General features: G+C 60.0%; 21 protein-coding genes. 8 read left to right on the forward strand and 13 right to left on the reverse strand.

Annotated elements, in window-relative coordinates; all coding sequences use genetic code 11:
- Window positions 1-89 precede the first annotated feature (89 nt).
- The 3 genes from WX88_RS06860 to WX88_RS29410 all read right to left on the reverse strand — a co-directional run bounded on the left by WX88_RS06860 (window position 90) and on the right by WX88_RS29410 (window position 1884).
- Complete coding sequence (locus WX88_RS06860; RefSeq protein WP_046243613.1) at window positions 90-644, reverse strand: TetR/AcrR family transcriptional regulator; 555 nt, start codon at window positions 642-644, stop codon at window positions 90-92.
- A gap of 123 nt (window positions 645-767) precedes the next feature.
- The gene (locus tag WX88_RS29405; protein ID WP_052732429.1) at window positions 768-1280 is read right to left on the reverse strand and encodes a zinc-binding dehydrogenase; all 513 of its coding nucleotides are present in this window, start codon (window positions 1278-1280) and stop codon (window positions 768-770) included.
- Window positions 1228-1884, reverse strand: a complete 657-nt coding sequence (locus WX88_RS29410; RefSeq protein WP_052732430.1) for an alcohol dehydrogenase catalytic domain-containing protein — start codon at window positions 1882-1884, stop codon at window positions 1228-1230. The genes WX88_RS29405 and WX88_RS29410 overlap by 53 nt, the downstream gene beginning before the upstream one ends.
- A 109-nt stretch (window positions 1885-1993) precedes the next feature.
- Here WX88_RS29410 and WX88_RS06870 point away from each other — a divergent pair, with 109 nt between their 5' ends.
- Both WX88_RS06870 and WX88_RS06875 read left to right on the forward strand, forming a co-directional pair.
- Window positions 1994-2689, forward strand: coding sequence for a carboxypeptidase-like regulatory domain-containing protein (locus WX88_RS06870; RefSeq protein ID WP_046243614.1), 696 nt, complete (start codon window positions 1994-1996; stop codon window positions 2687-2689).
- A gap of 132 nt (window positions 2690-2821) precedes the next feature.
- Window positions 2822-3886: a lipocalin family protein gene (locus WX88_RS06875; protein ID WP_046243615.1), complete on the forward strand. Its 1065-nt coding sequence runs from the start codon at window positions 2822-2824 to the stop codon at window positions 3884-3886.
- A 157-nt stretch (window positions 3887-4043) separates the two neighbouring features.
- Here WX88_RS06875 and WX88_RS06880 read toward each other — a convergent pair whose 3' ends face one another.
- Together WX88_RS06880 and dusB are read right to left on the reverse strand one after the other, a co-directional pair.
- The gene (locus WX88_RS06880) at window positions 4044-5249 is read right to left on the reverse strand and encodes an ATP-binding protein (protein WP_046243616.1); all 1206 of its coding nucleotides are present in this window, start codon (window positions 5247-5249) and stop codon (window positions 4044-4046) included.
- 124 nt (window positions 5250-5373) lie between these two features.
- Window positions 5374-6363 (reverse strand): tRNA dihydrouridine synthase DusB, encoded by a 990-nt coding sequence (gene dusB, locus WX88_RS06885; RefSeq protein ID WP_046243617.1) that lies wholly within the window; start codon window positions 6361-6363, stop codon window positions 5374-5376.
- 282 nt (window positions 6364-6645) lie between these two features.
- On the opposite strand from dusB, the gene WX88_RS06890 reads away from it, so the two are divergent.
- The 4 genes from WX88_RS06890 to WX88_RS06905 all read left to right on the forward strand — a co-directional run bounded on the left by WX88_RS06890 (window position 6646) and on the right by WX88_RS06905 (window position 11382).
- Entirely contained in the window at window positions 6646-7617 is a 972-nt protein-coding gene (locus WX88_RS06890; protein WP_046243618.1) for a CPBP family intramembrane glutamic endopeptidase, read from the forward strand.
- A gap of 109 nt (window positions 7618-7726) precedes the next feature.
- A complete protein-coding gene (locus WX88_RS28620) occupies window positions 7727-8728 on the forward strand; it encodes a phosphatidate cytidylyltransferase (RefSeq protein WP_072052952.1) in 1002 nt (333 codons plus the stop codon).
- Window positions 8729-9188: 460 nt separating this feature from the next.
- Window positions 9189-10475, forward strand: coding sequence for a Glu/Leu/Phe/Val family dehydrogenase (locus tag WX88_RS06900; RefSeq protein ID WP_046243619.1), 1287 nt, complete (start codon window positions 9189-9191; stop codon window positions 10473-10475).
- A 244-nt stretch (window positions 10476-10719) separates the two neighbouring features.
- A complete protein-coding gene (locus tag WX88_RS06905; RefSeq protein ID WP_046243810.1) occupies window positions 10720-11382 on the forward strand; it encodes a phosphatidylserine decarboxylase family protein in 663 nt (220 codons plus the stop codon).
- Window positions 11383-11585: 203 nt separating this feature from the next.
- Here WX88_RS06905 and WX88_RS06910 read toward each other — a convergent pair whose 3' ends face one another.
- The 7 genes from WX88_RS06910 to ribD all read right to left on the reverse strand — a co-directional run bounded on the left by WX88_RS06910 (window position 11586) and on the right by ribD (window position 18836).
- Window positions 11586-12770 carry a glutathionylspermidine synthase family protein gene (locus WX88_RS06910; RefSeq protein WP_046243620.1) on the reverse strand — a complete coding sequence of 395 codons (1185 nt, stop codon included), beginning with the start codon at window positions 12768-12770 and terminating at the stop codon, window positions 11586-11588.
- A gap of 288 nt (window positions 12771-13058) precedes the next feature.
- Complete coding sequence (locus WX88_RS06915; protein WP_052732431.1) at window positions 13059-13748, reverse strand: hypothetical protein; 690 nt, start codon at window positions 13746-13748, stop codon at window positions 13059-13061.
- Window positions 13749-13967: 219 nt separating this feature from the next.
- On the reverse strand, window positions 13968-14453 hold the full coding sequence (locus tag WX88_RS06920; protein WP_046243621.1) for a GAF domain-containing protein: 486 nt from the start codon (window positions 14451-14453) through the stop codon (window positions 13968-13970).
- 115 nt (window positions 14454-14568) lie between these two features.
- Entirely contained in the window at window positions 14569-15774 is a 1206-nt protein-coding gene (locus tag WX88_RS06925; RefSeq protein WP_052732432.1) for an adenylosuccinate synthetase, read from the reverse strand.
- 159 nt (window positions 15775-15933) lie between these two features.
- Window positions 15934-16869, reverse strand: coding sequence for a hypothetical protein (locus tag WX88_RS06930; protein ID WP_046243622.1), 936 nt, complete (start codon window positions 16867-16869; stop codon window positions 15934-15936).
- Between the two features lie 4 nt (window positions 16870-16873).
- Window positions 16874-17752, reverse strand: a complete 879-nt coding sequence (locus WX88_RS06935) for a hypothetical protein (protein WP_046243623.1) — start codon at window positions 17750-17752, stop codon at window positions 16874-16876.
- Window positions 17753-17801: 49 nt separating this feature from the next.
- A complete protein-coding gene (gene ribD, locus WX88_RS06940; RefSeq protein WP_046243624.1) occupies window positions 17802-18836 on the reverse strand; it encodes a bifunctional diaminohydroxyphosphoribosylaminopyrimidine deaminase/5-amino-6-(5-phosphoribosylamino)uracil reductase RibD in 1035 nt (344 codons plus the stop codon).
- A 54-nt stretch (window positions 18837-18890) separates the two neighbouring features.
- Here ribD and prmC point away from each other — a divergent pair, with 54 nt between their 5' ends.
- The gene (prmC, locus tag WX88_RS06945; RefSeq protein WP_046243625.1) at window positions 18891-19748 is read left to right on the forward strand and encodes a peptide chain release factor N(5)-glutamine methyltransferase; all 858 of its coding nucleotides are present in this window, start codon (window positions 18891-18893) and stop codon (window positions 19746-19748) included.
- 168 nt (window positions 19749-19916) lie between these two features.
- Window positions 19917-21596, forward strand: a complete 1680-nt coding sequence (locus WX88_RS06950) for a catalase (protein WP_046243626.1) — start codon at window positions 19917-19919, stop codon at window positions 21594-21596.
- A 342-nt stretch (window positions 21597-21938) separates the two neighbouring features.
- Here the strand turns inward: WX88_RS06950 and WX88_RS06955 are convergent, their stop codons facing one another.
- A complete protein-coding gene (locus tag WX88_RS06955) occupies window positions 21939-24170 on the reverse strand; it encodes a S9 family peptidase (protein WP_052732433.1) in 2232 nt (743 codons plus the stop codon).
- Window positions 24171-24210: the final 40 nt, after the last annotated feature.

The raw sequence follows: 24210 nt of genomic DNA on the forward strand, positions 1-24210 counted from the left end.
AAAAAGGAGCATTCCTGCCAGCCAGGTCGGAAAGCTACGATTTAATAAATACATACTGAACGATTGGTATGTAAAATTTGCAAAAAAATTTATAGCAACTCCTTGGCGCGGGCGAAGGCATCGGTGAGATAATGCCGGTCTTTGTAGAGCTGCATGAGTACCAGCGAGCCTTCCACGTCGGCGATGACCCGGGCGGCCAGCTTATCGGCGGTGGCGACATCGTGGCGGGCCGCAAAAATGGTTTGCATCGCCTGCTGCCAGGAGGCAAAAAAGGCCTTGATTTGGTTGAGAAATGTGTCTTCAACGTGGGCTGTTTCCAGCACCGTATTAGCGAAAATGCAGCCGCCCAGCTCGTTGCTAAAGGCTTTGAGGGCTGCGGCTACAACGTTTTCCAGCCGCTGCTCGGCTGATAAGGCGGTATCGTAAGCGGCCTTGAATACTTTTTCAGCGAAGTAAGTACTCGTCTCATCCAGAACGGTATGCATGATTTCCTCCTTGCTGGCGAAATGATGATAGAACACGCCCTTGGTGAGCCCGGTGGCCTGCGCGAGGTCCTGAATGGAGGTGCGGTAGTAGCCTTGCTTGCGAAAAACCTGGATGCAGGCTCGGAGCAAATCCTTTTTGGTGATTTTCTGAGTGGGCATGGATTTGTATCTGCCAATTCCTTGCCGGGCCGATGATGCACCCAATGGCCGGGGATGAGAATTGACGACTCCCACGAAGATAGCTGGCTATCCGCTCCCGAAGGTGCGGCTACCGCTAATGCGTCAGGCTTCGGGAAAGGTCATCACCAGCTTGCCTTGGGTCTGATTGGCATCGAGGCGGAGGTGCGCCTGCCGCACGGTTTCCAGACCAAACTTGCCTAACACGTGCACGGGCGGGGCCGGCAGCGCACCAGCTTGCACCAGTGCCGCCAGCTCCGTCAGTTGGCGGCCGAACCGGGCACGCTGGATTGGGTCGTTGCCCAGCGCATACGCGTAAATGGCCACGTTGTGAATGGTCGCAGCCTTATCGAACAGCTCGTTCCGTGTGCCGTCCGTGCCTAAAAATGCAATGTCGACGTACGTGCCGCCAATGGCCAACACCTCGGCGCAGGTTTGCGAAAGGGAGCCACCCACTAGGTCAATGACGAAATCAAAAGGCCGTTGCTGATTGCTGGCTAGCAGCGCCGCCTGCAAGTTGGGCTGGTGGTAGTCTACTATCCGGTTTGCCGGTACGCCCAAGTTTTTAACGTGTTGAGTGCTGGCCGCGCTGCCCGCCGTTACCGATAATTGGCCCACGCCAAAATGCGGCGCCAGCTGAAGCAGCAGCGTGCCCACACCACCGGCTCCACCTACTTATCAGTACCGAGGCCGTGGGACCCACCCGGCTTACCTGCCAGGTGTGTAGCGCCGTCAGGCCCGCCACGGGCAAGGCGGCAGCCTCGGCAAAGGTCAGCGCTGCGGGCACCGCGCTCATGATGTTGGCCGGTATGCACAAGTACTCAGCGTAGGTGCCGTTTGAGCCCATGCTGCTGCAATAGCCAAACACCGGGTCGCCGATGCGCCAATCCGTGACGGCTGCGCCTACTTGGTCGATAACCCCGGCAAAGTCGCGGCCCAGAATAGGGGAGCTGACCAGTTTGCTCTCATCCCCGCCCCGCCGAATTTGGGAGTCGATGGGGTTGAAGGAGGCCGCTCGCAGCCGCACCCGAATTTCATCGGCTTTGGGCTCGGGCGTGGGCACGTCGGCCAGCGCAAAGTTCTCGATTCCGCCGTAATTCGTCAGTACTACCGCTTGCATGAAGCTGCTTTGGTATGTGGATAGGTGCCGCAATAAGTGCAGTTCGTAGACAAACCGACCAGCCTGGGCTACGGTTCTGCCGTAGATACGTGGAGTAGGCATCAGTCCCCCAAAGAGAGGACTCCTGATGACTACCGACTACATCCAAGGCTTAACTCGCGTGATTTGGTCGTCGTAAGGAAAAGCCAAACCTTTCGCCTACTTTTAGGACATGGCTCTTTCCCGCATCTCCATCCCGCAGCCTTGCGCCCAACCCTGGGCCGCGATGACGCCCACCACCGACGGCCGCCACTGCGCCGCCTGTGCCACCGAGGTTGTGGACTTCACCCGCATGAGCGACGCCGAAATCCTGGCGTATCTGGCCCGGCAGGGCGGCCGCTCCGTGTGTGCGCTAGCCAACCCCACGCAGTTGGCCCCCGCGCCCACCACCCGCTGGCGGCGCTGGGCGCTGGCCGGCCTGGCCCTGCTCGGCTGGCACCCCATGACGTCCTGCGCCACCAAGCCCCCGCAGGAACTACCCACGCAAGCTACGGCTGCCAGCGACCCAGCCGCCGCTCAGTCGCAGCAAATCATTATTCGGGGGCAGGTACTGGATGGGGCCAACAGCACGCCAGTGGTGGGGGTGAATATCTTCATCAATGACACTCAGTTTGGAACGACTACCAACGAGAAGGGCCAATTTGAGCTGGCGTTGGCCCGGGATTGGGCGCCCATTGCTACCGGCACCGTGGCGCTGCGATTCGAAGGCAACCCGTTCGATTTTGTGAAGCAGACGGTGAGCGTGAACATTCGTGCCACACCTCAACCCGAGCCGCTGGTTGTTCGCATGGAGTCGGTGCCTAACCGGGGCAATGTGATGGGTAAAATCCGGATGCCGGAACCACCCGTGAAACCACCGCAGAATTGATTTTCAGAAAGCAGGCTGTGTACATCCGTAGTAGAATAAAGCGAGCCTGGCTATTTATGAAGACATCTACTCCACATCAATATCCGGCCGCTTCGGCAAACCTTTCTGCCCCGAAAAGCCTTTTTCAAGGGTATGAGATTTTTACGTTTTGCCCTGGTTTGTCTGCTGGCTACGGCCTGCGCGGTTCCTAAGCCCACCACCCGCTTCAACCCCCCCGCGACCCGCGCCGAACTGCCCCATGAGGAAGCGCCGCACCCCAAAAACTCCCTGGAATGGTGGTACCTCACGGGCCACCTTACCGACCAGGCCACCGGCGAGCAGTTCGGGGTGGAATATGTGTTTTTCCACTTCAATCTGAAGGACGGCAAGCAGGACTGGCAGATGGTGAACGTGGCCCTCACCGACCCGCAGGGCCAGCAGTTTCATTACGACTACAAGCTGGGCAAGCTGCCGCGGCTGCTCACCGATTCGCTGCCGCTACGCTTGCGCGAGCACCGGGGCCGTGAGGTGTGGAAACTTGACGGACAAGAGGGCGCTTACCATTTGCAAGCAGCTTTCACTGGCAAGGCCAACGCGGGCTACGCCCTCGACCTCACCACCAAGCCTACCCGGCCCGTGGTGTTGCACAGCGGCACCGGTTACGAAAACTACGGCAAGGGCATCATCGCCGGCTACTATTCCTATCCGCGCCTAGCTACCACTGGCACCCTCACGGTGGCCGGCAAAACCCGCCAGGTAACCGGCGAGCTGTGGTACGACCGGCAGTGGAACTGCACCGCCATCGTGAGTGATAAAATAGGATGGGACTGGCTCAGTATTCAGCTCGACCAGCCCCAGGAGGAGTTCATGCTAAACACTCTGCGCAACACTGCTACCGGCGAAAACCTCAACAATGGCACCTTCAGCCGCGCCGATGGGCCCAGTTTGCACCTCACCGGCCCCGACTTCCAGCTCACGCCCCTCACGTACTGGACCAGCTCCAAATCCAAGAAGAAGTACCCTGCCACCTGGCGCGTGCAAGTGCCTAGCCAGGGCTACGACCTCACCGTGGAACCCCTAGTGCCGCAGCAGGAGCTGGCCCTGCGCTTCTTCCATACTTTCACCATGTACTACTGGGAAGGCATGTGTCGGGTAAAAGGCACCCACAACGGCCAGCCCGTAACCGGCAAAGCATACGTAGAAATCACCAACCGATAGTAGGACGCAGCCTTCGCTGCGTCAGTCACCAGGGAGCGCGAGGGTGGTGGGAGTGCAGTAGACAGGCCCGATTCTGGCTCAGATACCAGGGCCACCTCACCGATTCAGCCTGAACAAAGAAACGCTCGTTCAAAAACAACGCAGCGAAGGCTGCGTGCTACTGATTCAGCACCAGCCGGAACGTCGTGCCGCGGCCTACTTCGCTCCATTTCACGAAGAGCCGGCCCTCGTGGTAGTTATCAATGATGCGACGGGCCAAGGCCAGGCCCAGGCCCCAGCCGCGCTTCTTGGTCGTGTAACCGGGCAGAAACACACTTTCGAGCTTGTTCTTGGGGATGCCTTTGCCGGTGTCGGTGATGTCGATGGCAACCTGGCGGGGTGGGGCGCCGCGCCGGTACCAGGAGCGGCGCACGCGCACGCGCCGCAGGTGCAGCGTAATGGAGCCGCGCCCGTCCATGGCGTCCACCGCGTTTTTGCAGATGTTCTCCACCACCCAGTCGAACAGCGGCACGTTGATGCGGGCGGGAGTGTCGTAGGGCAGGTCGGTTTCGATTTTGAATACCACCTTTTTCGACACCCGGCTTTGGAGGTATTCGATGGCGTTGCGGGTGGTCTGGTACAGGTTTTCGTCTTTGAGCACCGGCACCGAGCCGATGTTGGAGAACCGCTCCGTGATGATTTCAAGCCGCCGAATGTCCTTGCCCAGCTCTTCCACGATGGGCTCATCCTTGAACCGGTCGGAGTCGCGCAGGTAGTTTTGCCAGCCCACCAGGCTGCTAAGTGGCGTGCCCAGCTGGTGCGCGGTTTCCTTGGCCAGGCCCACCCACACGCGGTTTTGCTCGGCCCGGCGCGACGAGCTGAACGCGAAATAGGCAATAATGGCCAGGCAGCCAATCACCACTAGCTGCACCAGTGGGTAGGTGCGCAGCTGCCGCAGCAGCTGCGAGTCGCGGTAGTAGATGTAGTTGTTCAGCCCCGCCCCCAGCTTCACCACAATGGGCGGGTGCTGTTGTTGCATCAGTGCTAGCTCGTGCTGGAGCGTGGCCAGCGAATCGGCCTCCGATAAGTGCGCCGGAAGGTCGACGTTCTTGGCGCTGACGATGTTTTGGCCGTCGCTCAGAATAACCGGAATCGTGGCATTGGCATCAATAATCTCGTTGAAAACGAACAGCGTATTCGATTCCATCTCAGAGTTGATGATGAACTCCTGCGCCTTAGCATACAGCTGAATCTGCTGTTGTTCCCGCTTCGATACGCGCTGCACCAGCAAGTTGGTGTAGATGACGGTGGCCGCGCCAACCAGCAGCGCCAGCACTGCAATCAGAATTTTGAGGCGGGATTTTTGGTCGTAAATCGGAATCATGAATCAAGTAGGGCGCAGCTTTCGCTGCGCCTGGCGATAGGAGCATGCCACGCGGCGCCACGTCCGCTAACGACGGGCACAGCTATTTGAGGCGGCGCGGGGGCGGCGCAGCGAAGGCTGCGCTTTACTGTAGCACGGCTTCGCTGTTGGCAATTTCCTGCAAAATCTCCAGTACCACGTCGGGGGTTTCGGCGTCTACCAGGCGGGTGCGCCAGGCTTTGGCACCTTCCAGGCCGCGGAAATAATGCGCGTAGTGGCGGCGCATTTCGAAGATGCCTACTTTCGGGCCCTTCCACTCAATACTTTTGTCGAAGTGCATCTGGCACATGGCCACCCGCTCTTCCAGCGTGGGCGGCGCCAGCAGCTCACCAGTGGCTATGTAGTGCTTGATTTCGCGGAAAATCCAGGGGTAGCCGATGCTGGCGCGGCCTACCATCACGCCGTCGACGCCGTAGCGGTTCTGGTATTCCTTGGCTTTTTCGGGCGAGGTAATGTCGCCGTTGCCGAAGATAGGAATGTGGATGCGCGGGTTGTCCTTGATTTTGGCGATGAGGCGCCAGTCGGCCTCGCCCTTGTAGAGCTGCACGCGGGTGCGGCCGTGTACGGTGAGGGCCGCAATGCCAATATCCTGGAGGCGTTCGGCCACTTCTTCCACGTTTTTAGTGCCCTCATCCCAGCCGAGGCGGGTTTTCACGGTCACGGGCAGGTGGGTGTTGCGGATGACGGCGGCCGTCATGGCTACCATTTTGGGGACGTCGCGCAGCAGCGCCGCGCCCGCGCCCCGGCAGGCCACCTGTTTCACCGGGCAGCCGTAGTTGATGTCAATCAGGTCGGGCCCGGCCTCGGTGCTGATGGCCGCGCACTCGCCCATGGTTTCCACATCGGACCCGAAGAGCTGAATGCCGATGGGCCGCTCATAGTCGAACACGTCGAGCTTCTTGCGACTCTTGGCTGCGGCCCGAATCAGCCCTTCCGAGGAAATAAACTCGGTGTACATCAAATCGGCCCCGTTGGCCTTGCACACGGCGCGGAAGGGCGGGTCGCTCACGTCCTCCATAGGAGCGAGTAGGAGCGGAAAATTGGGGAGCTGAATGTTGGGACCTATGTTGACCACAGATTGAACGGATTTTAACGGATGGAACGGATTTTTTGTGGTTCCGTCCAAGGTGGATTTTAACGGGCTGAACGGATTTTTTGCGGTGCCACCCTGGCCTGCGGGCTTGGGTAATAACCGGGAGTAAACGCGGATTCTTATAGATTTAACGTCATTTGTAGAACAGAAACAGAAGAGCGGGCACAAGCAAAGAAGGAGTGGAACCACAAAAAATCCGTTCCATCCGTTAAAATCCGTTCAATCTGTGGTCAAATTTACGCCCTTCCCAACTAGCCATCGTCAATGAAAGGTTTCCTACCCCGCGCGCTGCACCCCGGCCTACAAATTCTGATGTTGCTGGTGCTGATGGTAGCGGGGGCCTGCGTCGGCTACGCGGTGGCGTTTGGTTGGGCGCAGGCGGGCTTCGGAATATCGGTGCTGGAGATGCAGAAAGTTCTGCAATACCCCAGCACCTACCCGCAAGGCTGGGCCGTGATGATGATGATGCAAGGCGTACTCCTGTTTTGCGCCTGCACGGGCGGGGCCCTGGCGCTGGCTTCGGCGCTAGGCGTTGGTTGGGCGGCGTATTTCAGCCCCCGGCGGCTGGGGGCGGGCTGGTGGCTGCTGGCTGCGGCGGCGCTCATTGTCATCATCCTGCCCGTTATGTCCGGTCTCATTGCCTGGAATGCCGGGGCGCATTTCCCCAGCTTCCTGCACGATTTTGAGGTGTGGGCGCGGGCCAGCGAAGACCGGGCTCAGGGCCTCACCAAGTTTCTCACGCAGTTCAACTCAGCCGGCCGGTTTTGGGCGGGCATCCTGGTTATTGCCGTGGTGCCGGCCGTGAGCGAGGAACTGGTGTTTCGGGGCGTGATTCAGCAAAACCTGGTGCGCTGGTTTTCGCCGCACGTAGGTGTGTGGCTGGGGGCCGCCATTTTCAGCGCCATTCACTTCCAGTTCTTCGGCTTTGTGCCGCGGTTTGTGCTGGGCCTGGTGCTGGGGTATTTGTACCTCTGGAGCGGCAACATCCTGGTTTCGATGGCCGCGCATTTCACCCAAAATGCCTTTCAGCTGCTGATTCTCTACCTCACCCAGCGCGGCCAGTTCGGCTGGGGCTTCGACCCCGATTCTACCAAGGCGCTGCCCTGGTGGCTGGTGCTGCCGTCGGCGGTGCTCACGGCGGGGCTGCTCTATTTCCTGCATCAGCGCATGACAGCCCCGCCGGCCCCTACCACCATGCTCACCTTCAGCAGCGACGGCGTAAAGCGAACTATGTAGAGACGCGATACTTCGCGTCTCAGCGTTGAACGACTCCGTACAGCACCAATCTAAACAACATCCGCAACGACGAGACGCGAAGGGTCGCGTCTCAACATCCTTATCCGCATTGTCCGATTCTACGCTCCCGAATCCTCCCACGTCTTCCGAACCCCCCATCGCGAAGCCCGGCCCCAGCAACCTGCGCCTGCGCGTTATCTGGGGCGTCATCGGGGCCGTCGCGCTGCTCGGCAGCGTCTGGTTCAGCCCCTGGACGTTCGGGGTCTTCTTCGCCTTTGTACAGGCCGTGATGCTGTGGGAGTTTTATCGGATGATGCGGGCAGGCGGGTATGCGCCGGCTACGTGGATTGGGGTTGGAATAAGCTTTTTGACTTTCTGCATAATTCATGTGTTCATTGTCGGGTACTCTTACTATGCTGAGGTATTTGGTTGGCCGCTTGGTTGGACTGTTTATCCTCCAATAAGTGCTTTTCCGGAAGCCGTACCAAGGGATTTACGTATTGGCGTGGAACTGCTGACTGCGGCGATAAATGTCTTTTACTGGTTAGTAGGTACGGGAGTGCTCTTTGTTATTCTGATTCTCCGTGAAATTATCTTGTGGCCAAAGCAAGGGCAGCCTTTTGCTAACGTGAGCGCAACCATCACCGGCTTGGTGTACGTGAGCCTACCGATGGCGTTTTTAAGTAGCGTCGCCTTTGGTAAAGATGGCTATGATTATCGCCGCGTCTTCGCCCTCCTCTTCCTCATCTGGGCATCCGACATCGGCGCCTACGCCGCCGGCAAAAACTTCGGCAAGCACAAAATGGCCCCCAGCATCTCGCCCGGCAAAACCTGGGAAGGCTGGGCCGGGGGCTTCCTTCTGACGCTGACCGTGGGCTGGGCGCTGAAATTTATGCTGCCCGATGTGCCGCTGGCGCACCGCCTCGTGGCGGCCAGCGTGGTAGCCGTATTCGCACCCCTCGGCGACCTGGCCGAGTCCATGCTCAAGCGCAGCGTGGGCGTGAAGGACTCCGGCAGCATCATGCCGGGCCACGGCGGGCTGCTCGACCGGTTCGATGCGTTCCTGCTGGTGCTGCCGGTGCTGGCGCTGCTCCAGCTGCTGGCGGGCTAAACGCTGCGCCGGGCCGCCCACCGCGCATAGCTGCCACCAAGAACAAGCTGATACCGGGCCGCCCCAAACATCTTACGTGCTCCGCGGAAAATACAGAGCCCCGAAGCGCTGGCCTTCGGTGCTCTGTATTTTATTCAGAAGGCAGCAGGCCAGCGCTTCGGGGCTCTGTATTTTCCTCAGAGGGCCGCAGGCCAGCGCTTCAATGCTCTGTATTTCATTCGGAGGGCCGAAGGCCAGCGCTTCGGTGCGCTGTATTTTCCATCGGAACGGCTACGTTTGAGCGGCAGATGGGCTGAATTGGTCCGTTCACGCCGCTTATCGGCCGGCAGATGCGCGTTGTGCGCTACCTGGCGGCCTGGGGTTGATAAATCGGCTCGTCGTCTTGGCAAAAACAATACCTTTGCGACCCTAAACCGTCAACACTCCCGCCCAACACTTCTTTAACTAAATCTTATTCCGAATGGCAGCCCATACCGTGTATAAAGAGCCAGCTCCGCTACTGGACCGCGAAAATCCGCTCGAATCCATGATGTCGCGTTTCAACATCGCGGCCGAAATCCTTGGCCTCGACGACGAAACCTATAACGTCCTCAAGGCGCCCGATAAGCAGGTCATCGTGAACCTGCCCGTGACCATGGACGATGGCAAGCTCCGCGTATTCGAAGGCTACCGCGTCATTCACAACACCATCCTGGGTCCCTCGAAGGGCGGCATTCGCTACGACAAGCATGTGCACCTCGACGAGGTGAAGGCCCTCGCGGCCTGGATGACCTGGAAGTGCGCCGTGGTCGATATTCCCTACGGCGGCGCCAAAGGCGGCATCATCTGCGACCCCACCACCATGAGCGCCGGCGAGCTGGAGCGCCTCACCCGCGCCTACACGCTGGCTCTGAAGGACGTATTTGGCCCCGACCGTGACATCCCGGCCCCCGACATGGGCACTGGCCCGCGCGAAATGGCCTGGCTGATGGACGAATTCTCGAAGACCTCGGGTGCCACTTCCCCGGCCGTGGTGACGGGCAAGCCGCTGGTAATGGGCGGCTCACTGGGCCGTACCGAGGCCACTGGCCGTGGCGTGATGGTGTCGACGCTGGCCGCCCTGGCCAAGCTGGGCCTGAACCCCACGGAGGTGTCGGCCGCCGTGCAGGGCTTTGGCAACGTCGGCTCCTGGGCAGCGAAACTGCTGTTCGACAAAGGCTTGAAAATTAAAGCCGTGAGCGATATTTCGGGCGCCTACTGGAACGACAACGGCATCAACATCGACGAAGCCATTGCCTACAAAAACGCCCACAACGGTCGCCTCGAAGGCTTCGGCGGTGCTGAGCCCCTGAACGCCGACGACCTGCTGACCTCGAATGTGGATGTGCTGGTGCCCGCCGCCGTGGAGGACGTCATCACCGAGCACAACGCCGGCGACATCAAAGCCAAGCTGATTGTGGAGGGCGCCAACGGCCCAACGTCCGCTTCGGCCGACCCTATTATTAACGAGAAGGGCATTCTGGTGGTGCCGGACATCCTGGCTAACTCGGGTGGCGTCACGGTTTCGTACTTTGAGTGGGTGCAAAACCGCCAAGGCTTTAAATGGACCGAGGAAATGGTGACCGAGCGCGCCGACCGCATCATGTCCGATGCTTTCGAGAAAGTGTACAAGACGAGCCAGAAATATAAAATCCCGATGCGCATTGCGGCCTACGTCGTATCCATCGATAAAGTGGCTCAGACCTACAAGTTCCGCGGCGGTTTCTAGGACCGCAGATTAAACGGATTTTAATGGATGAAACGGATTTCTTGTGGTTTAGCTTTTTGCAAAGAGCCCAAGTAGTGCCCGTTTTTGAAATCCTGCCGTAATTGCTTGCGAAAAGGCACGGGCCGTGGGGTTCGTGCCTTTTTATTTTTCCTGCCGACCTTTGTTTGTGGGTACTACCATCCTGCGGCCACACGGAACCACAAAAATCCGTTTACCCGTTAAAAATCCGTTCAATCTGCGGTTCATGAAGATTCATAAAGAAGGAAGACGCATTCTGTTCGTTACGCTGCTGGTTCTGCTGGCGCTCAACTTACTGGTATTTCAATTCAACAAGGGCGCTGACCTGGTCAACCGGCTATTTGCGGGGGCTACGGTCATCATCTTTCTGTTAATTCTACAGTTCTTCCGCAGCCCGTTTCGCCACCTCTTTACCCACGAAGACTTGCTGCTGGCTCCGGCCGATGGCAAAGTGGTGGTAATCGAAAATGTGTTCGAGCCCGAATACTTTGAGGATGAGCGCAAGCAAATCAGCATCTTCATGTCGCCCATCAATGTGCACGTCACGCGCAACCCGATTTCGGGCCTGGTGAAATACTTCAAGTACCACCCCGGCAACTACTTAGTGGCCTGGCACCCCAAAAGCAGCACCCAAAACGAGCGCACCACCGTGGTGGTCGAAAGCGACGCCGGCCCGTTGGTGCTCTTCCGGCAGATTGCCGGTGCCATGGCGCGTCGCATTGTGTGGTACGTGAACGAAGGCGACGAAGTGAGCCAGGGCGAGGAATTCGGCTTCATCAAGTTCGGCTCACGGGTTGACGTTTTCGTACCCCTCGACACCGAAGTAAAAGTGGAGTTAGGCCAAAAAGTAAAAGGCGGCGAAACCGTCATCTGTCAGCTGAAAGTCTGACCGCAGATTGAACGGATTTTAACGGATGGAACGGATTTTTTGTGGTTCCATTAGGTAATTTAATTCGGGCCGTGGCCGTGCGCTACAACGAACAAGAGGCCGCTCATCTGAGCGGCCTCTTGTTCGTTGTAGCGCACGGCCATGTTCTTCTTTTCTATTTCTACTCTCTCGATGCGCAACCACAAAAAATCCGTTCCATCCGTTCAATCTGTGGTCAGGGTATGCGGTACGAACTCTGATAAGTTGGTAATCAAGCCGGCCTCGCGTCGAAAGCCGATGGCGCAGGCTTCGCCAGCCCAGAAAACGCCGGCCTGGTAGCGGCGGCCTTGCGCATCGGTGGGCAGCTCGGCCCAGCGCTGGTATAGCTGGGGTTGGTGGCCGAAGTCGCCGGGAATCTCGGTGCTGGCGTGGCCGTCAGGCTGAATTTCGGCTACGTTCTGGCCCTCCCGGCCAAAGAGCGGCTTGCGGACGTGGTGGCCAGGCAGGTTTTGCAGATTGGCTTCGAGCAACAGCGGATGATGCGGAAATACCTGCCACAGGTGTGCCAGCAAGGCTTTGCTTTGAAATAGCAGGCTGTAAGCGGGATTGGCAATAACCACGTCGCGGGTCAGGAGCAGCTGCGCCAGGTCGGCGGTAAGCTCGGGCTCCTCCTCGGCCAGAATTTCCCAGGGCACAAGCTTAAACAGGAAGTCGAACTTCTGCCACTGTCCGGGAACAGTTTCGGCCCAGATGCCGCGGTCCTCACCGTCCACCGATACTTTCATATCGTCCACGGAGCAGGTGTAGGTATCGGCAAATCCTGCTACGCGGGCCGCTTCGGCCAGCATGGTGCAGTTGGCCTCGTCTTCGGCGCTATCGGGCAAGTGCACGAGCAGGAGCGTGGCCTGCCGGTCGTTGTTGAGGGCGCGCCAGTGCCGAAACTGGTCTTCGAGGCATTCGAAAAGGCCATTGGCCTGGCGGCCTTCTTCCGACTGCCCGGCGGCTACCAGACTAGCCCACTGCACCACGGCGGTTTCGGGCAGGCCAGTGGCAGTATCGGCGTTGAACTCCAAAAGCTTGGGCCCGTCGGGTGTCAGGGCCAGGTCGAAGCGGCCGTAGAGGTGCCAGTGGCGCTCGTCGTTCCAAGAGTGGCGCACGGCTTCCCACAAGTTGGGCGGGATGGCCAATTGTCGTAGGAAGTCGTCGGGGATGGGGTCGGGAATGGCCTCCACCAGCATATCGTAGAGCGTATCGGCAGCCTGCAATAGCGTTTCGGCCTCGCTCTCGGTAAGCTGCACGGCTTCGCGGGCCACGTAGTTCTGGCAGGCATCTTCAATGGCCCATCCCCAGCCCAGAGCCTGCACAGCGGGCGAAACATCGCCGGTAAGAGGAAGCAAGTGGATTTTCATTTAACAGTTATCATTTAACATGTATGAGTCGTTCGAATTGCGCGCCATGCGCCAGGGGTACCTTATTGACATAGAGTCTGGTGAGGAAGCGGCCCGAACCGCATAAGGCTGTCCTGCCTAGGCATCTGGCTCGCGTCGTTGAACCGCCGGTCAACGGAGCTAATAATTGAGTTACTGCTGCACGCGAGATGCCTCGGCTGCGCTCGGCATGATGGCCGCCCTGTACATCGCTTAACAGCTGCCCCTTTAAACCTACTGCGTCATGTCAGCAGGCTGTTAAACGAAAAGTTAACCGCCAAAGCCGCGGAAACCGCCGCGACTGCCGAAGCCGCTGCTGCGGCCGGCAGGGGCACTGCTCCGAAAGCTGGGCCGCGGCGCCGAGCGCACCGTAGAGCGGCTTTCCTGAATGCCAGCGTTGGGGGAGCTGGTGTTTCGGTTAAAGCCCCGGCCGAAGAAACCGCGACCTTGGTTCTGCCGCTCATTGGCCATGTTGGCGCGCCAGCCCTGGTTATTTTGGAGGATGCCGGGGTTGGCGTAGTAGCCGGGGTTGGGCGTGAGAAAGCGCCCGGCCATGAAGCCAATGCCGCTCCACATCAGCACGTCCATCATGCCGCTGCCTTGAGCGCGGTTTTCGGGATTCTGGCGGCTGTAGTCCTGCATCTGGCGCTGTAAGGCCTGGCCTTGCAGCGTATCGGTTTTGCCATCAAAACGGTGCAAAACCGCTGCTACTTCCTCTTTGCCAGCGGGGCGCTCAGCAGTGATTTTCCACTCGCCGGGCTTTATTTCGGTCATTTCCGTGATGACGCCCTGGCTGTAGGTTTCGCCGCCCCAGCTGCCTTCAGCGCCGTTTGCTTGGTTAGCGGTATCGTTACCATTGTCGTTGGAGCAGGCCGGCATGGCCAGGCCCAGACTGCTAGCGGCAGCAATCAGCAACACATTGCGGCGCCAGTCGCCGAGGGAGTGGAAATGCTTTTTCATAAAGAAATGTATCTAAATCACGATTTGAACGGATTTTCTTCTGATTGGTCGGACCTCGGCGGCAATTTGAGGAAGATAATGGAAACCTGATTTACCTAAAAATCGCGTCGGTTTCCTGTGTGCTACTTATGCAGCCGGCCTCCAAAGGGCCCAGCAAGCCAAGCATCAGCAAGGGAACAATCGTTTACAAAACCTGCGAAATATGCCGGAATCCGTGGATTAGATAAACCACTCTGCCGCCCGCTGCGTCAGTTGTTCCAGTGCAGCTTGGTCGTCTTGGTCGAAATCATTGAGTTGGTCGCTGTCCACGTCGAGCACGGCCACCACTTGGCCGTTTTTGATAATGGGCACGACGATTTCTGACTTGGAATCGGAACTGCACGCAATGTGGCCGGGGAAGGCTTCTACATCGGGTACGAGGATGGTTTGCGCCTGGGCCCAGCTGGCCCCGCACACGCCCTTGCCATGCCGGATGCGCGTGCAGGCAATGGGCCCTTGAAACGGCCCCAGCACCAGCTCATCACCTTTCACTAGGTAAAAGCCAACCCAGAAAAACCCGAAAGCCTGGCGCAGGGCCGCCGCGGTGTTGGCGAGGTTAGCCATCAGGTCGGGCTCGCCGGTGGTGAGGGCTTCGATTTGGGGTAGGAGTTGCTGGTACTGCTCGGCTTTGGTGAGCGTGGTGTCGAGAAAAAGGGTTTCAGCCATGGCGAAAAAGAGTTCAAATTGAGTGACGGTGCAACTTTCATGGAGTTATACCGCGCTGATAATTGTAGTCAACATGCAGTGGACTGGTGTGGGTTGCAAAAAACGCACAACGGCGCTACCCGAGCCCCGAGCCGTGACTACTGGAGCTAAACCGGCAACTGGCAAAATCGGCTTCGAGCAGTTCTGGGAGGGTCGTGGGCGCTACTTTTTGCAGCTGCTCGTCGTGCCAGCAGGGGAGAAGCCCATCCGGCAACTGGTCGATACAAGTCACCAGTAAATGCTTGGACAGACCGGGCGAAAATGTGGCATCGCAGGTCAACGCGTAGTTGAGGAGCTCAATAGACAGTGGGCCGGCGCGAAAGTGCCCCTGGTAATCGTTTAGCTGGTTGGTTTCCCCGGCGGTATTGACGAGGGCGAGCGGGGCCTCGTGGGGCAGGGGCCCGGCGCCGTGGCGGGTATGATAGGCGCGGGTGACGTAGTGAATTTCGGCCGTCGCGGCCAGGGCCGGCTGGTTGCGGCGAAGCAGCGCCAGCGCGTTGGCCCTAGTAGTGCGGCTCCGCGTGACGTGCGGAAACAGGCCAAAGTCCATATCGAGCAAAATGCCCTGGGCGCCCTCAAAAACATACGTTTGCCAGGGAGCGGCCGGGCCCAAAACAACAGCCTCCGCCACGAACTGAATACTTCCTTCCCCGTGCAGCTGGCTCAGTTCCCCAGCATATTCCGCGAAGCGCCGGTCCTCGGCCTCGTGGTCGAGCTGGTCGAAGTCGAAGCCGGTTTCAGCCTGGATTCGGGCTCGGTAATGAGCGCGGATTTGGCCCAGCTTGTGGCTGTAAACGGCAGGAAAGCGCAGGTCATGGGCGTAGAGGCGCAGGGGCGTTTGCTCGTGGCGCTCGATGGTAGCCCCAAAGCCCAGACCGCAGCTGCCGTGACGGGCCGCGCCGCGCGCCGTTTCCAGCGCGCGGTTGTAGAGCACGTCGTAGTGCGTCGTGACGGGGCACAGCGCGTCTACCAGCAGGCGCGGCGCCGCGCCGGCTTCCCGCAGGGCCGCGTACTCTTTCAGCACCGAGCCGGGCGAAAACGTGCAGTAGGCCGACCAATAAGTGGGCACGCCGCGCAGGGTGCCGGCCCCGAAATTAGAGAAAACGTGGCGTTGCCCGTTGGCCGTGGCCACGGTATGCCCCGCCTGGTGGCCGCCGTTGAAGCGCACCACCAACGGCGTTTGTCCCTGCGCCAGGGCCTGGCCACAGAGCCAGTCCGTAGCCAAGCCTTTGCCTTCGTCGCCAAACCCCAGCCCGATTACGATATGCGCCTGTTTCGTCACCCGCGATATAAGCTATTTGAGGTAGCAAGAAGGGTGTAGAGACGCCACCCTTGGCGTCTCGTCGTCCGCGTAATTCGCCCGTTATCGTTCAACGACGAGACGCCAAGGGTGGCGTCTCTACACCCTTCTTGCAGCGTTCTGATTAATTCAACCACTCGCTTACAGCTTAAAAATGCCGCCTAGCCAGTCCTTTTTATCGGTGGTAGCGAGGCCGCGAGAGGCGTGCACCAGCGCGTGCTGCACGGTGCCGGCCGTTTTCTGGTCGAATGAAGCCAAAATGTCCTTCAGCTCCACGCCGTGCACGAGGGCCACGGCGGTGGCAATGGTTTCGGCAATGGCGTTATAGTCATCGAGGATGATGAGACGCTCGCCCAATACTTTCTTCCAATAGCCCAGCACACTGGGGTCGTCGCGGTAGCTGCCTTCGTTCACGTGGATGTGGAATACGTGGTAGCTGCGCTGCGCCTCTTCTAGCAGTTGCTGGTCGGTCAGGTCCTCGGCTTCGGGGTAGCCCATGATGGCCTTGAGGGCGTTGGCCTGGAGCACGTCCCAGGCGGCTTCGTCACCGATGGTGAACAGGAAACCCTTCTGGCCCCGCTTCTCGAAGCAGTCGCACGAGGTGTGCCGGGCCGCAAACAGCCAGGCCAGCGTGTACGATTCGCGGCTCTGGCCCCCGCCGTTGCCTTCGAGGTAGATGCCCGTCAACCACTGGTCCAGCTCGGCCGTGCCGCTTTCAAACTGGCCCACTTGCAGTGGGTAGCTGTCGGAATGGTGGTCGCCGATGCCGCCGAATAGGAGCTGAGGGTGCGCCACGCCGTGGTCGATGAGCGTATTCATGAGCGGTCCCAGCTTTTCGCGCACCAGAATTTCGGGAATACGGCCCATGCTGCCGGTTTCGTCCAGAAACACGGCAATGGCCAACGACTCCGGGTGAATGTCAGAATCCCGGCTTTCCCGAAATTTCACTCCCTTGGGCAACAGCTGGTCACCGGCGCGGCCACTGCGGTTGTTGGTGAAAATGTCATCGGCGCTGCTGCCAACGCGGGTGTCTTTGAGGAAGTCGTACGCATCGTCCGACCATTTCGTGTAGCCCATGGGATTAAATGTTTAAAGGGTGAAATTCTCGTTTCGGGTAAAGCTGCCGCAGCAGCTTCCGGTACTCACTAAAGGCATTGAAAGCGTTGTGCTGCGGCTTCAGCAGGAAGTCCACCAGCCGCTCGTCTATGGTTGCGCGAAGCCGCACCCCGTTGCCCGACGCGTCGCCGAGCAGGCACACGGCCGTGCGTTTGGCCAAGGCTAGGTCGATGCCCGGCGCGGCGCGCTTGGCGGCAAACGTGGCGTCGGGGTACCAGAGCCGGTACTTGCCCGAAATGGTGGACAGCGGCCCGTTCAGTGAGGTAAGATGGTAAAACGACAGGCACACGAGCCCGTGGGTTTCGGGTACCAGCGCCAGCGACTCGGGGTTGAGGCCCGCGTGGCAAAAGCCCGCCTGGTGCAGCCAGGCCACAAATTCCAACATGCGGCTCAATACCCAGGCCACGTGGTGGGCTGGTAGTACCAGCCCGGCCAGCGGCACCACCCGAGCGGCCGTGGTAGCCAGCAGGGCCGGGCCATCCCAGGCCAGCGCCGCGGGCAGGTACTGGTGAAAATGCTGAGCGGCGGGGTCACGAAGGGCCAGCAGGCGCTGATAGTTGGCCTGCGACTGGTGCAAGAGCGTGCGCTCGCCCTCGAAGCGCAGCCGGTTGCCGGGCAGCACGCGCAGCGGGCCGGCATCGTCGGTCAGGCGGAGCAGCGCCTCCAGCTGCTCCACGTACAGGTTGAGGCGGGCGACGGCGTCGGTGGCGTCGGGGAGCTGGCACACGTCGGGGTGCAGCAGCTTGAGGTAGGTCAGGTATTCCTTCCGGTAGTTGAGGCGGGTGAAAACGTCGTCGGGATGGCGGGAAGCGAGGATTTTCGAGAGTAGCGCCTGGGCATCCATACACAAACGAGAGGAGGTGAAGGCGGCAGCTCAGCCGCGGGGCAGCAAGTTACTCATTCACATACCAGAACAGTTCATCGGGCCCAACATTTTGACAATCCCGGATATGCTGTAGTCCCAGGCGCGGCGCCGCGATGCCCTGCCCCAGCTTCAGGGGCGCCCGAAATACCCGGATTTCATCCCAAAGATTGGCCTGGAGCAACGCATTGATCACCGTGGGGCCGCCCTCCACGAGCACCGACTGCACCTGGCGCTGGTAGAGGTCGGCCAGCACCTGCGGCATGAGGTCATCGGCCTCGGACAGCGTGGCTGAGTTGAGGTTAGTAGTGTGGCGCGGCTGGCGATAGGTGTAGATGAGTGTGGGCTGCGAGCCGTCGAGCAGATGGTGGGTAGGCGGGAGGCTGAGGTTTTTGTCGATGACCAGGCGGGTGGGCTGGGGGCCGGGCCAGTCGCGTACATTCAGGCGGGGGTTGTCGTGCAGGGCCGTGCGCGTGCCCACCAGAATGGCCTGCTCCTCGGCCCGCCACTGGTGGGTGAGCAAGCCGGCCTGCGGGCAGCTGATTTGTACCGACTGGAAGTAGCGCCCGGCCAGAAATCCGTCGGCCGTTTCGGCCCATTTCAGCACCAGGTAGGGCCGCTTCTTCTCGTGGAAAGTGAAAAAGCGACGATTGAGCCAGCGGCCTTCTTCCGCTAGCAAGCCGGTTTCGACCTTTACGCCGGCGGCCCGGAGCTTCTCGATGCCGCGCCCCGCTACCAGCGGAAACGGGTCTTCATTGCAGATAACGACTTCGGGAACACCCTTCGCAAGGAGCAAATCGGCGCAGGGCGGCGTTTTGCCGTGGTGGGCGCACGGCTCCAGCGTCACGTACACGCGGCTTTCTTTGAGCAATGACTGGTCGGCCACCGCCGCCAGCGCGTTTACTTCGGCGTGGGGGCCGCCGTGCTGCCGGTGCCAGCCCTCGCCGATAATACGTCCCTGGTGCGTTACTACGCAGCCTACCAGAGGATTGGGGCGGGCATAGCCGGTGCCAAGGTGCGCCAAATCGAGGGCGCGGCGCATGAAAGTGGCGTCATCAGTGTTCATGGTGCGAAGGTAGGAACGCGGCCTTGGCTACCCCTGAGCCCTACCTTTGTTCCAATGAACGTCCGCGAATTTACTGCCTCCGTAACTGCTGCTCTCCAACCAATTTACCCTGAGCGCGAAGCCCAGGCCATTGCCGCGCTGGTAGTGGAGCACCTGTTGCATGCGGACTCGCTGCAGCGCCTGATGCGGGCCCAGGAGCAGGTGCCACCCGAAACACTGGCCGCCCTGCTGCCCCTGCAAACGCGCCTGCTGGCCCACGAGCCGGTGCAGTACGTTCTGGGTACGGCGCATTTTGAAGGCATGGAGCTCGAAGTGACGCCCGCCACGCTCATCCCTCGTCCCGAAACCGAAGAGCTGGTGAACCTGATAAAGCAGGAGCAGCAGGGGCGCCCCGGCCTGCAAGTGCTCGACGTAGGCACGGGCTCCGGTTGCTTGGCGCTCGCGCTGGCTCGCATGCTGCCCGATGTTCAGGTGCTGGCCGTGGATATTTCGGCCGAAGCGCTGGCCGTGGCCCGCCGGAACGCCGTCCGCTATGCCCCAGGTGTGGCTTTTCAGCAGCTTGATATTCTTCATGAAATGCCGACCGGGCTGGCCCCTGGCACCCTGGATATCCTGGTGAGCAATCCGCCCTACGTGCGCGAAAGCGAGCGGCCGTTGATGCGCGACAACGTGCTGGCCTGGGAGCCGGCAACGGCGCTATTCGTGCCCGACGAGGACCCGCTGCTATTCTACCGCCGCCTGCGCGACATTGGCCTTGCGCTGCTGCGCCCCGGTGGCGGATTATACCTGGAAATCAACGAAGCGCTCGGCACTGAAACCGCAGCTTTGCTCCAGGGAAACGGCTACAAGAGCGTGCGGATAATGCCAGACATGTTTGGCAAGGCGCGGGTGGTTTGCGGAAGACGCAGCTAGCTATTTAATAGCGTATTGCTTTCGTGCGAGGGACGGTTTAGCTTACTTGGCAAAGGAGGGAAAATCTTGTAAATAGTGGGTGAAACGCCTTCAAACAAGCAGCTTGTTTTGGCGTTATTTGCACCACATACGTACTCGTTCTTTCCACCTTTCTAATTTACCCATTTCATGAGTCAAGAGCCAAATTCCACGTCCGGTGAAAACGGTACGGCCGTGACCGGCAGCGGCAGCGCCCAGGATGGACGCCTGGCCGCCGGCGAGCAAGCCCAGACCCTGACCACGCGCCAGGGCCACCCCGTCTACGATAATCAGAACTCGCGCACCGTGGGCAACCGCGGCCCCGTGACCCTGGAGAACTACCAGCTCCTCGAAAAAATCAGCCATTTCGACCGGGAGCGGATTCCCGAGCGCGTGGTGCACGCCCGCGGCGCGGGGGCGCACGGCGTGTTCGAAGCCTACGGCAAGGTGGGCGACGAGCCCATTGAGAAGTACACCCGCGCCAAGCTGTTCAACACGCCCGGCAAGGAAACGCCGGTGTTCGTGCGCTTTTCCACCGTCATTCACAGCAGCCACTCGCCCGAAACCCTGCGCGACCCCCGCGGCTTCGCAGTGAAGTTTTACACCGAGGATGGCAACTGGGACTTGGTCGGCAATAACCTGAAGGTGTTTTTCGTCCGCGACGCGTTGAAGTTCCCGGACGTGATTCACGCACTCAAGCCCGACCCGGTGACCAATCGGCAGGACGGTGGCCGCATCTTCGATTTCATGAGCAACACGCCCGAGTCGGTGCACATGCTCACCTTCCTGTTTTCGCCCTGGGGCATCCCGGCCAACTACCGCCAGATGCAGGGCTCGGGCGTGAACACCTATAAGTGGGTGAACAAAGACGGCGTGGGCGTGCTGGTGAAATACCACTGGGAGCCCCTGCAAGGCATCAAAAACCTGACCCAGCCCGAAGCCGAAGCCATTCAGGCCAAGAACTTCAACCACGCCACCGAGGACCTGTTCGAAGCCATTGAGGCCGGCAACTTCCCGCAGTGGGAGCTGCGCGTGCAGATTATGGAAGACGGCGAGCATCCCGAACTCGACTTCGACCCGCTCGACGACACCAAAATCTGGCCCGAAGACCAGTTCCCGCACCTGCCCGTCGGTAAAATGACCCTCAACCGCAACCCCGAAAACTACTTCGCCGAAGTGGAGCAGGCGGCGTTCGGCACCGGCGTGCTCGTGGACGGCCTCGATTTCTCGGACGACAAGATGCTGCAAGGCCGCACCTTCTCGTATTCGGACACGCAGCGCTACCGGGTGGGCACCAACTACTTGCAGCTGCCCATCAACGCGCCCAAAAAGCACGTGGCCACCAACCAGCGCGATGGCCAAATGACCTTCCACGTGGACGCGGCCCCCAACCAGAACCCCCACGTGAACTACGAGCCCAGCTCCCTCAACGGCCTCACGGAGAGCCCCCGCGCCGGCCGAGAGCACGAGCCCGCCTACGAGGCCCGCCTCGTGCGTCAGAAAATCGACCGCCACGGCGACGCGGACTTCAAGCAAGCCGGCGAGCGCTGGAACCTGCACGAAGATTGGGAGAAAGACGACCTCATCAACAACCTGACCGACGCGCTGAGCGCCGCCACCCCCGAAGTTCAAAACCGCATGGTGGAGCTGTTCACGAAGTGCGACGCCGAGTATGGCCGTCGCCTGCGCGAGAGCCTCGAAAACGTAGCCATGAACCCCGGCGCGGCTAGCAGCCGCTACCTGGGCCGTCGCTCGCGCAACGCCAACGGCAAAGACGCCCAGGCGGTGCAGCAAGCCGAGGAGATGGCGCACGACGCCAAGCCGTATTAACGGTGCCTCGCCCCCGCCTCCTCTCCGAAAAAGTAGCAGGGGCATTGGTTCGAAACCCGGCCGTTCACACAAAAAAGCCCCTGCATTCGCAGGGGCTTTTTTGTGTGAACGGCCGCCGTAATGCCGGCTTGGGCAACCGTAGCGCCAGCTACTGCGTCCGTACTGACCGCGACAGCAACCGTAGCCCTGGCTTCAGCTGCCGTACGCCCAGAAACAGTGTCCGTAGCCTCAGAAAGTATTCCCGTACACTCAGAAATAGAACCCGTAGCCTCAGAAACAGCATTATTCCTTGCTTTGGCTGCCCTTGCCCGGCAAACGGGCGCAAGAGCCCGGCTATCGGGCCTATAGGTTTTGCAGCACGAAGTTGGTCATTTGGCGGTAGAGGTGCAGGCGCGTGTTGCCGCCCCCAATGCCGTGGTTGCGGTTGGGGTAATACAGCGTCTGGTAGTCCTTATTGGCTTTGATGAGGGCGTCGACGAAGGCGATGGAGTTCTGGAAGTGCACATTGTCGTCGCCGGTGCCGTGCACGAGCAGGAACTTGCCTTTCAGGTTCTGGGCGAACTGCACGGGCGAGTTGTCGTCGTAGCCGCTGGGGTTTTCCTGGGGCGTTTTGAGGTAACGCTCCGTATACACGGTGTCGTAGTAGCGCCAGTTCGTGACCGGGGCCACGGCGATGCCCATTTTGAAGAGGTCGGCGTTTTTGGTCATGGCCAGCGAGGTCATGTAGCCGCCGTAGCTCCAGCCCCAGATACCGATGCGCGCCTTATCCACATAAGGCAGGGTGCCGAGGTACTTGGCGCCTTCGCCCTGGTCGATGGTTTCGAGCTTGCCCAGGTTGGCATACGTGGCCTTGCGGAAGGCCGAGCCCCGGCCCGAAGTGCCCCGGTTTTCAACCGAAACCACGATGTAGCCCTTCTCGGCCAGCATCTGGTGCCAGAGGTAGTTGGTGAGGGCGGTACCTCCCCCCACGTTGTCGAGCACGGTTTGGGTGCTGCTGGTACCGAAGCTGGGGCCGCCGTACACATGCATCAGCACGGGGTATTTTTTGGCCGGGTCAAAGTTGCTGGGCTTAATCATCCAGGCATTCAGCTCCACGCCTTCCGAAGTTTTGAAGGTGAAGAACTCAAACTTGCCCAAGTCGTACTGCGCCAGTGTTTGCTTGAGCTTAGCATTGTCTTCCAGCGTTTTCACCAGCTTACCGGTGCCGCCTTCGCGCAAGCTCACCACCGGGGGCACGCCCGCCGAAGAGCGGATATTGAGGAAATACTTGGTGTCGGGGCTCATATTCACCACATCGGTGCCGCTGCCGGCCTCGCTGATGCGCGTCTTGCCCGTGCCCTTCAGGTTGATGCGGTAGAGGTGGCGTTGCAGCGGCGAGCCTTCGGTGCTGGTGTAGTACACGTAACCGGTTTTGGGGTCGAAGCCGTTGATGGCGCTGATTTCCCAGCTGCCTTTTGTGACCTGCCGTACCTGTTTGCCGCTCATGTCGTGTAGGTAGAGGTGCTGGTAGCCGTCCTTCTCGCTCGTGAAAACGAACTGCTTACCCCCGGGCAGGTAGTTCAGGTCATCATTAATCTCGACGTAAGCCGGGTTCGTGTCGGTTAGGGCCACCTGGGTTTTGCCGGTGGTGGCGTCGGCGTGCAGAATTTCGAGCTTGTTCTGCAAGCGGTTCAGGCGTTGGATGCTGAGCGTATTGGGCACCTGCGTCCACTGCACGCGGGGAATGTACTGGTCGGGCTCGGGGCCTACGTCCATTTTCGTGGTGCGGCCGCTGGCTACATCGTAGGTCGACACACTCACGACGGAGTTCTTTTCGCCGGCTTTGGGGTACTTGAAGCGGTATTCCTTGGGGTAGAGACTGCCCCAGAGCTGCATGTCGTATTCCGTTACCTGGCTTTCATCGAAGGTGTAAAAAGCCAGCTGCTTGCTGTTTGGCGACCAGAAAAAGCCCTGGGCAAAGCCAAACTCTTCCTCGTACACCCAGTCGGCCGACCCGTTGATGAGCTGGTTTTTCACGCCGTTGGTGGTCACAGCCGTTTCCTTCATCGTGGCCAGGTCCGTCACAAACACGTTGTTATCGCGGGTGAAAGCCACCCGCTGGCCATCCGGCGAGAACGTCGCGTAGCCCTGCTTGCCCGTGCTCAGCGGCGCCAGCTTCTTGGTGCCACGGTCGAATACGTAGTAGCTGGCCTGGGCGCTGCGCCGGTAAATAGGCTCCGTACCGGCCGTGAACAGCACTTTCTGCTCGTTGGCATTGAACGAATAGCCATCCACGTTGAGCGGCGCTCCGGCCGTCTGCAAATCGGCCGCCGCCACCAGCGTTTGTACGGCCTTGCCGGTCGTCACCTCATACTGGACCAGGCTGCCGCCCTCCAGTGCCGAGTAGTAGCGCCCGTCGTTCATCCAGTTGAAGCCCGGCACGCTGGCTGCGCGGAAAGTGGGTTTGGCCCAGATGTCTTCCAGCGTCAGCGGCAGCTTTTGCTGGGCCTGAATGGGAGTGGTGGTGAAGCCCGGCACTAGGGCTGGGCCGTTTGTGGCCAGTAGCGCGGCCAGCGCAAAAAAGCGAAAACGCATAGAATGTAAAACCGTCAGCGAAATAAGGGAGAAAACGTAA

It is taken from the genome of Hymenobacter terrenus (genome assembly GCF_000972495.1).
Classification (GTDB): Bacteria; Bacteroidota; Bacteroidia; order Cytophagales; family Hymenobacteraceae; genus Hymenobacter; species Hymenobacter terrenus.

Excerpts from the sequence above, each read along its gene's own strand:
- WX88_RS06915 (WP_052732431.1), bottom strand. The coding sequence starts at position 13,748 with ATGAAAAAGCATTTCCACTCCCTCGGCGACTGGCGCCGCAATGTGTTG.
- WX88_RS06870 (WP_046243614.1), top strand. The coding sequence starts at position 1,994 with ATGGCTCTTTCCCGCATCTCCATCCCGCAGCCTTGCGCCCAACCCTGG.
- WX88_RS06935 (WP_046243623.1), bottom strand. The coding sequence starts at position 17,752 with ATGGATGCCCAGGCGCTACTCTCGAAAATCCTCGCTTCCCGCCATCCC.
- WX88_RS06950 (WP_046243626.1), top strand. The coding sequence starts at position 19,917 with ATGAGTCAAGAGCCAAATTCCACGTCCGGTGAAAACGGTACGGCCGTG.
- WX88_RS06860 (WP_046243613.1), bottom strand. The coding sequence starts at position 644 with ATGCCCACTCAGAAAATCACCAAAAAGGATTTGCTCCGAGCCTGCATC.
- WX88_RS06905 (WP_046243810.1), top strand. The coding sequence starts at position 10,720 with ATGAAGATTCATAAAGAAGGAAGACGCATTCTGTTCGTTACGCTGCTG.
- WX88_RS06890 (WP_046243618.1), top strand. The coding sequence starts at position 6,646 with ATGAAAGGTTTCCTACCCCGCGCGCTGCACCCCGGCCTACAAATTCTG.
- ribD (WP_046243624.1), bottom strand. The coding sequence starts at position 18,836 with ATGAACACTGATGACGCCACTTTCATGCGCCGCGCCCTCGATTTGGCG.
- WX88_RS06880 (WP_046243616.1), bottom strand. The coding sequence starts at position 5,249 with ATGATTCCGATTTACGACCAAAAATCCCGCCTCAAAATTCTGATTGCA.
- WX88_RS29410 (WP_052732430.1), bottom strand. The coding sequence starts at position 1,884 with ATGCCTACTCCACGTATCTACGGCAGAACCGTAGCCCAGGCTGGTCGG.
- WX88_RS06910 (WP_046243620.1), bottom strand. The coding sequence starts at position 12,770 with ATGAAAATCCACTTGCTTCCTCTTACCGGCGATGTTTCGCCCGCTGTG.
- prmC (WP_046243625.1), top strand. The coding sequence starts at position 18,891 with ATGAACGTCCGCGAATTTACTGCCTCCGTAACTGCTGCTCTCCAACCA.
- WX88_RS06920 (WP_046243621.1), bottom strand. The coding sequence starts at position 14,453 with ATGGCTGAAACCCTTTTTCTCGACACCACGCTCACCAAAGCCGAGCAG.
- WX88_RS06930 (WP_046243622.1), bottom strand. The coding sequence starts at position 16,869 with ATGGGCTACACGAAATGGTCGGACGATGCGTACGACTTCCTCAAAGAC.
- WX88_RS06875 (WP_046243615.1), top strand. The coding sequence starts at position 2,822 with ATGAGATTTTTACGTTTTGCCCTGGTTTGTCTGCTGGCTACGGCCTGC.
- WX88_RS06900 (WP_046243619.1), top strand. The coding sequence starts at position 9,189 with ATGGCAGCCCATACCGTGTATAAAGAGCCAGCTCCGCTACTGGACCGC.
- WX88_RS06955 (WP_052732433.1), bottom strand. The coding sequence starts at position 24,170 with ATGCGTTTTCGCTTTTTTGCGCTGGCCGCGCTACTGGCCACAAACGGC.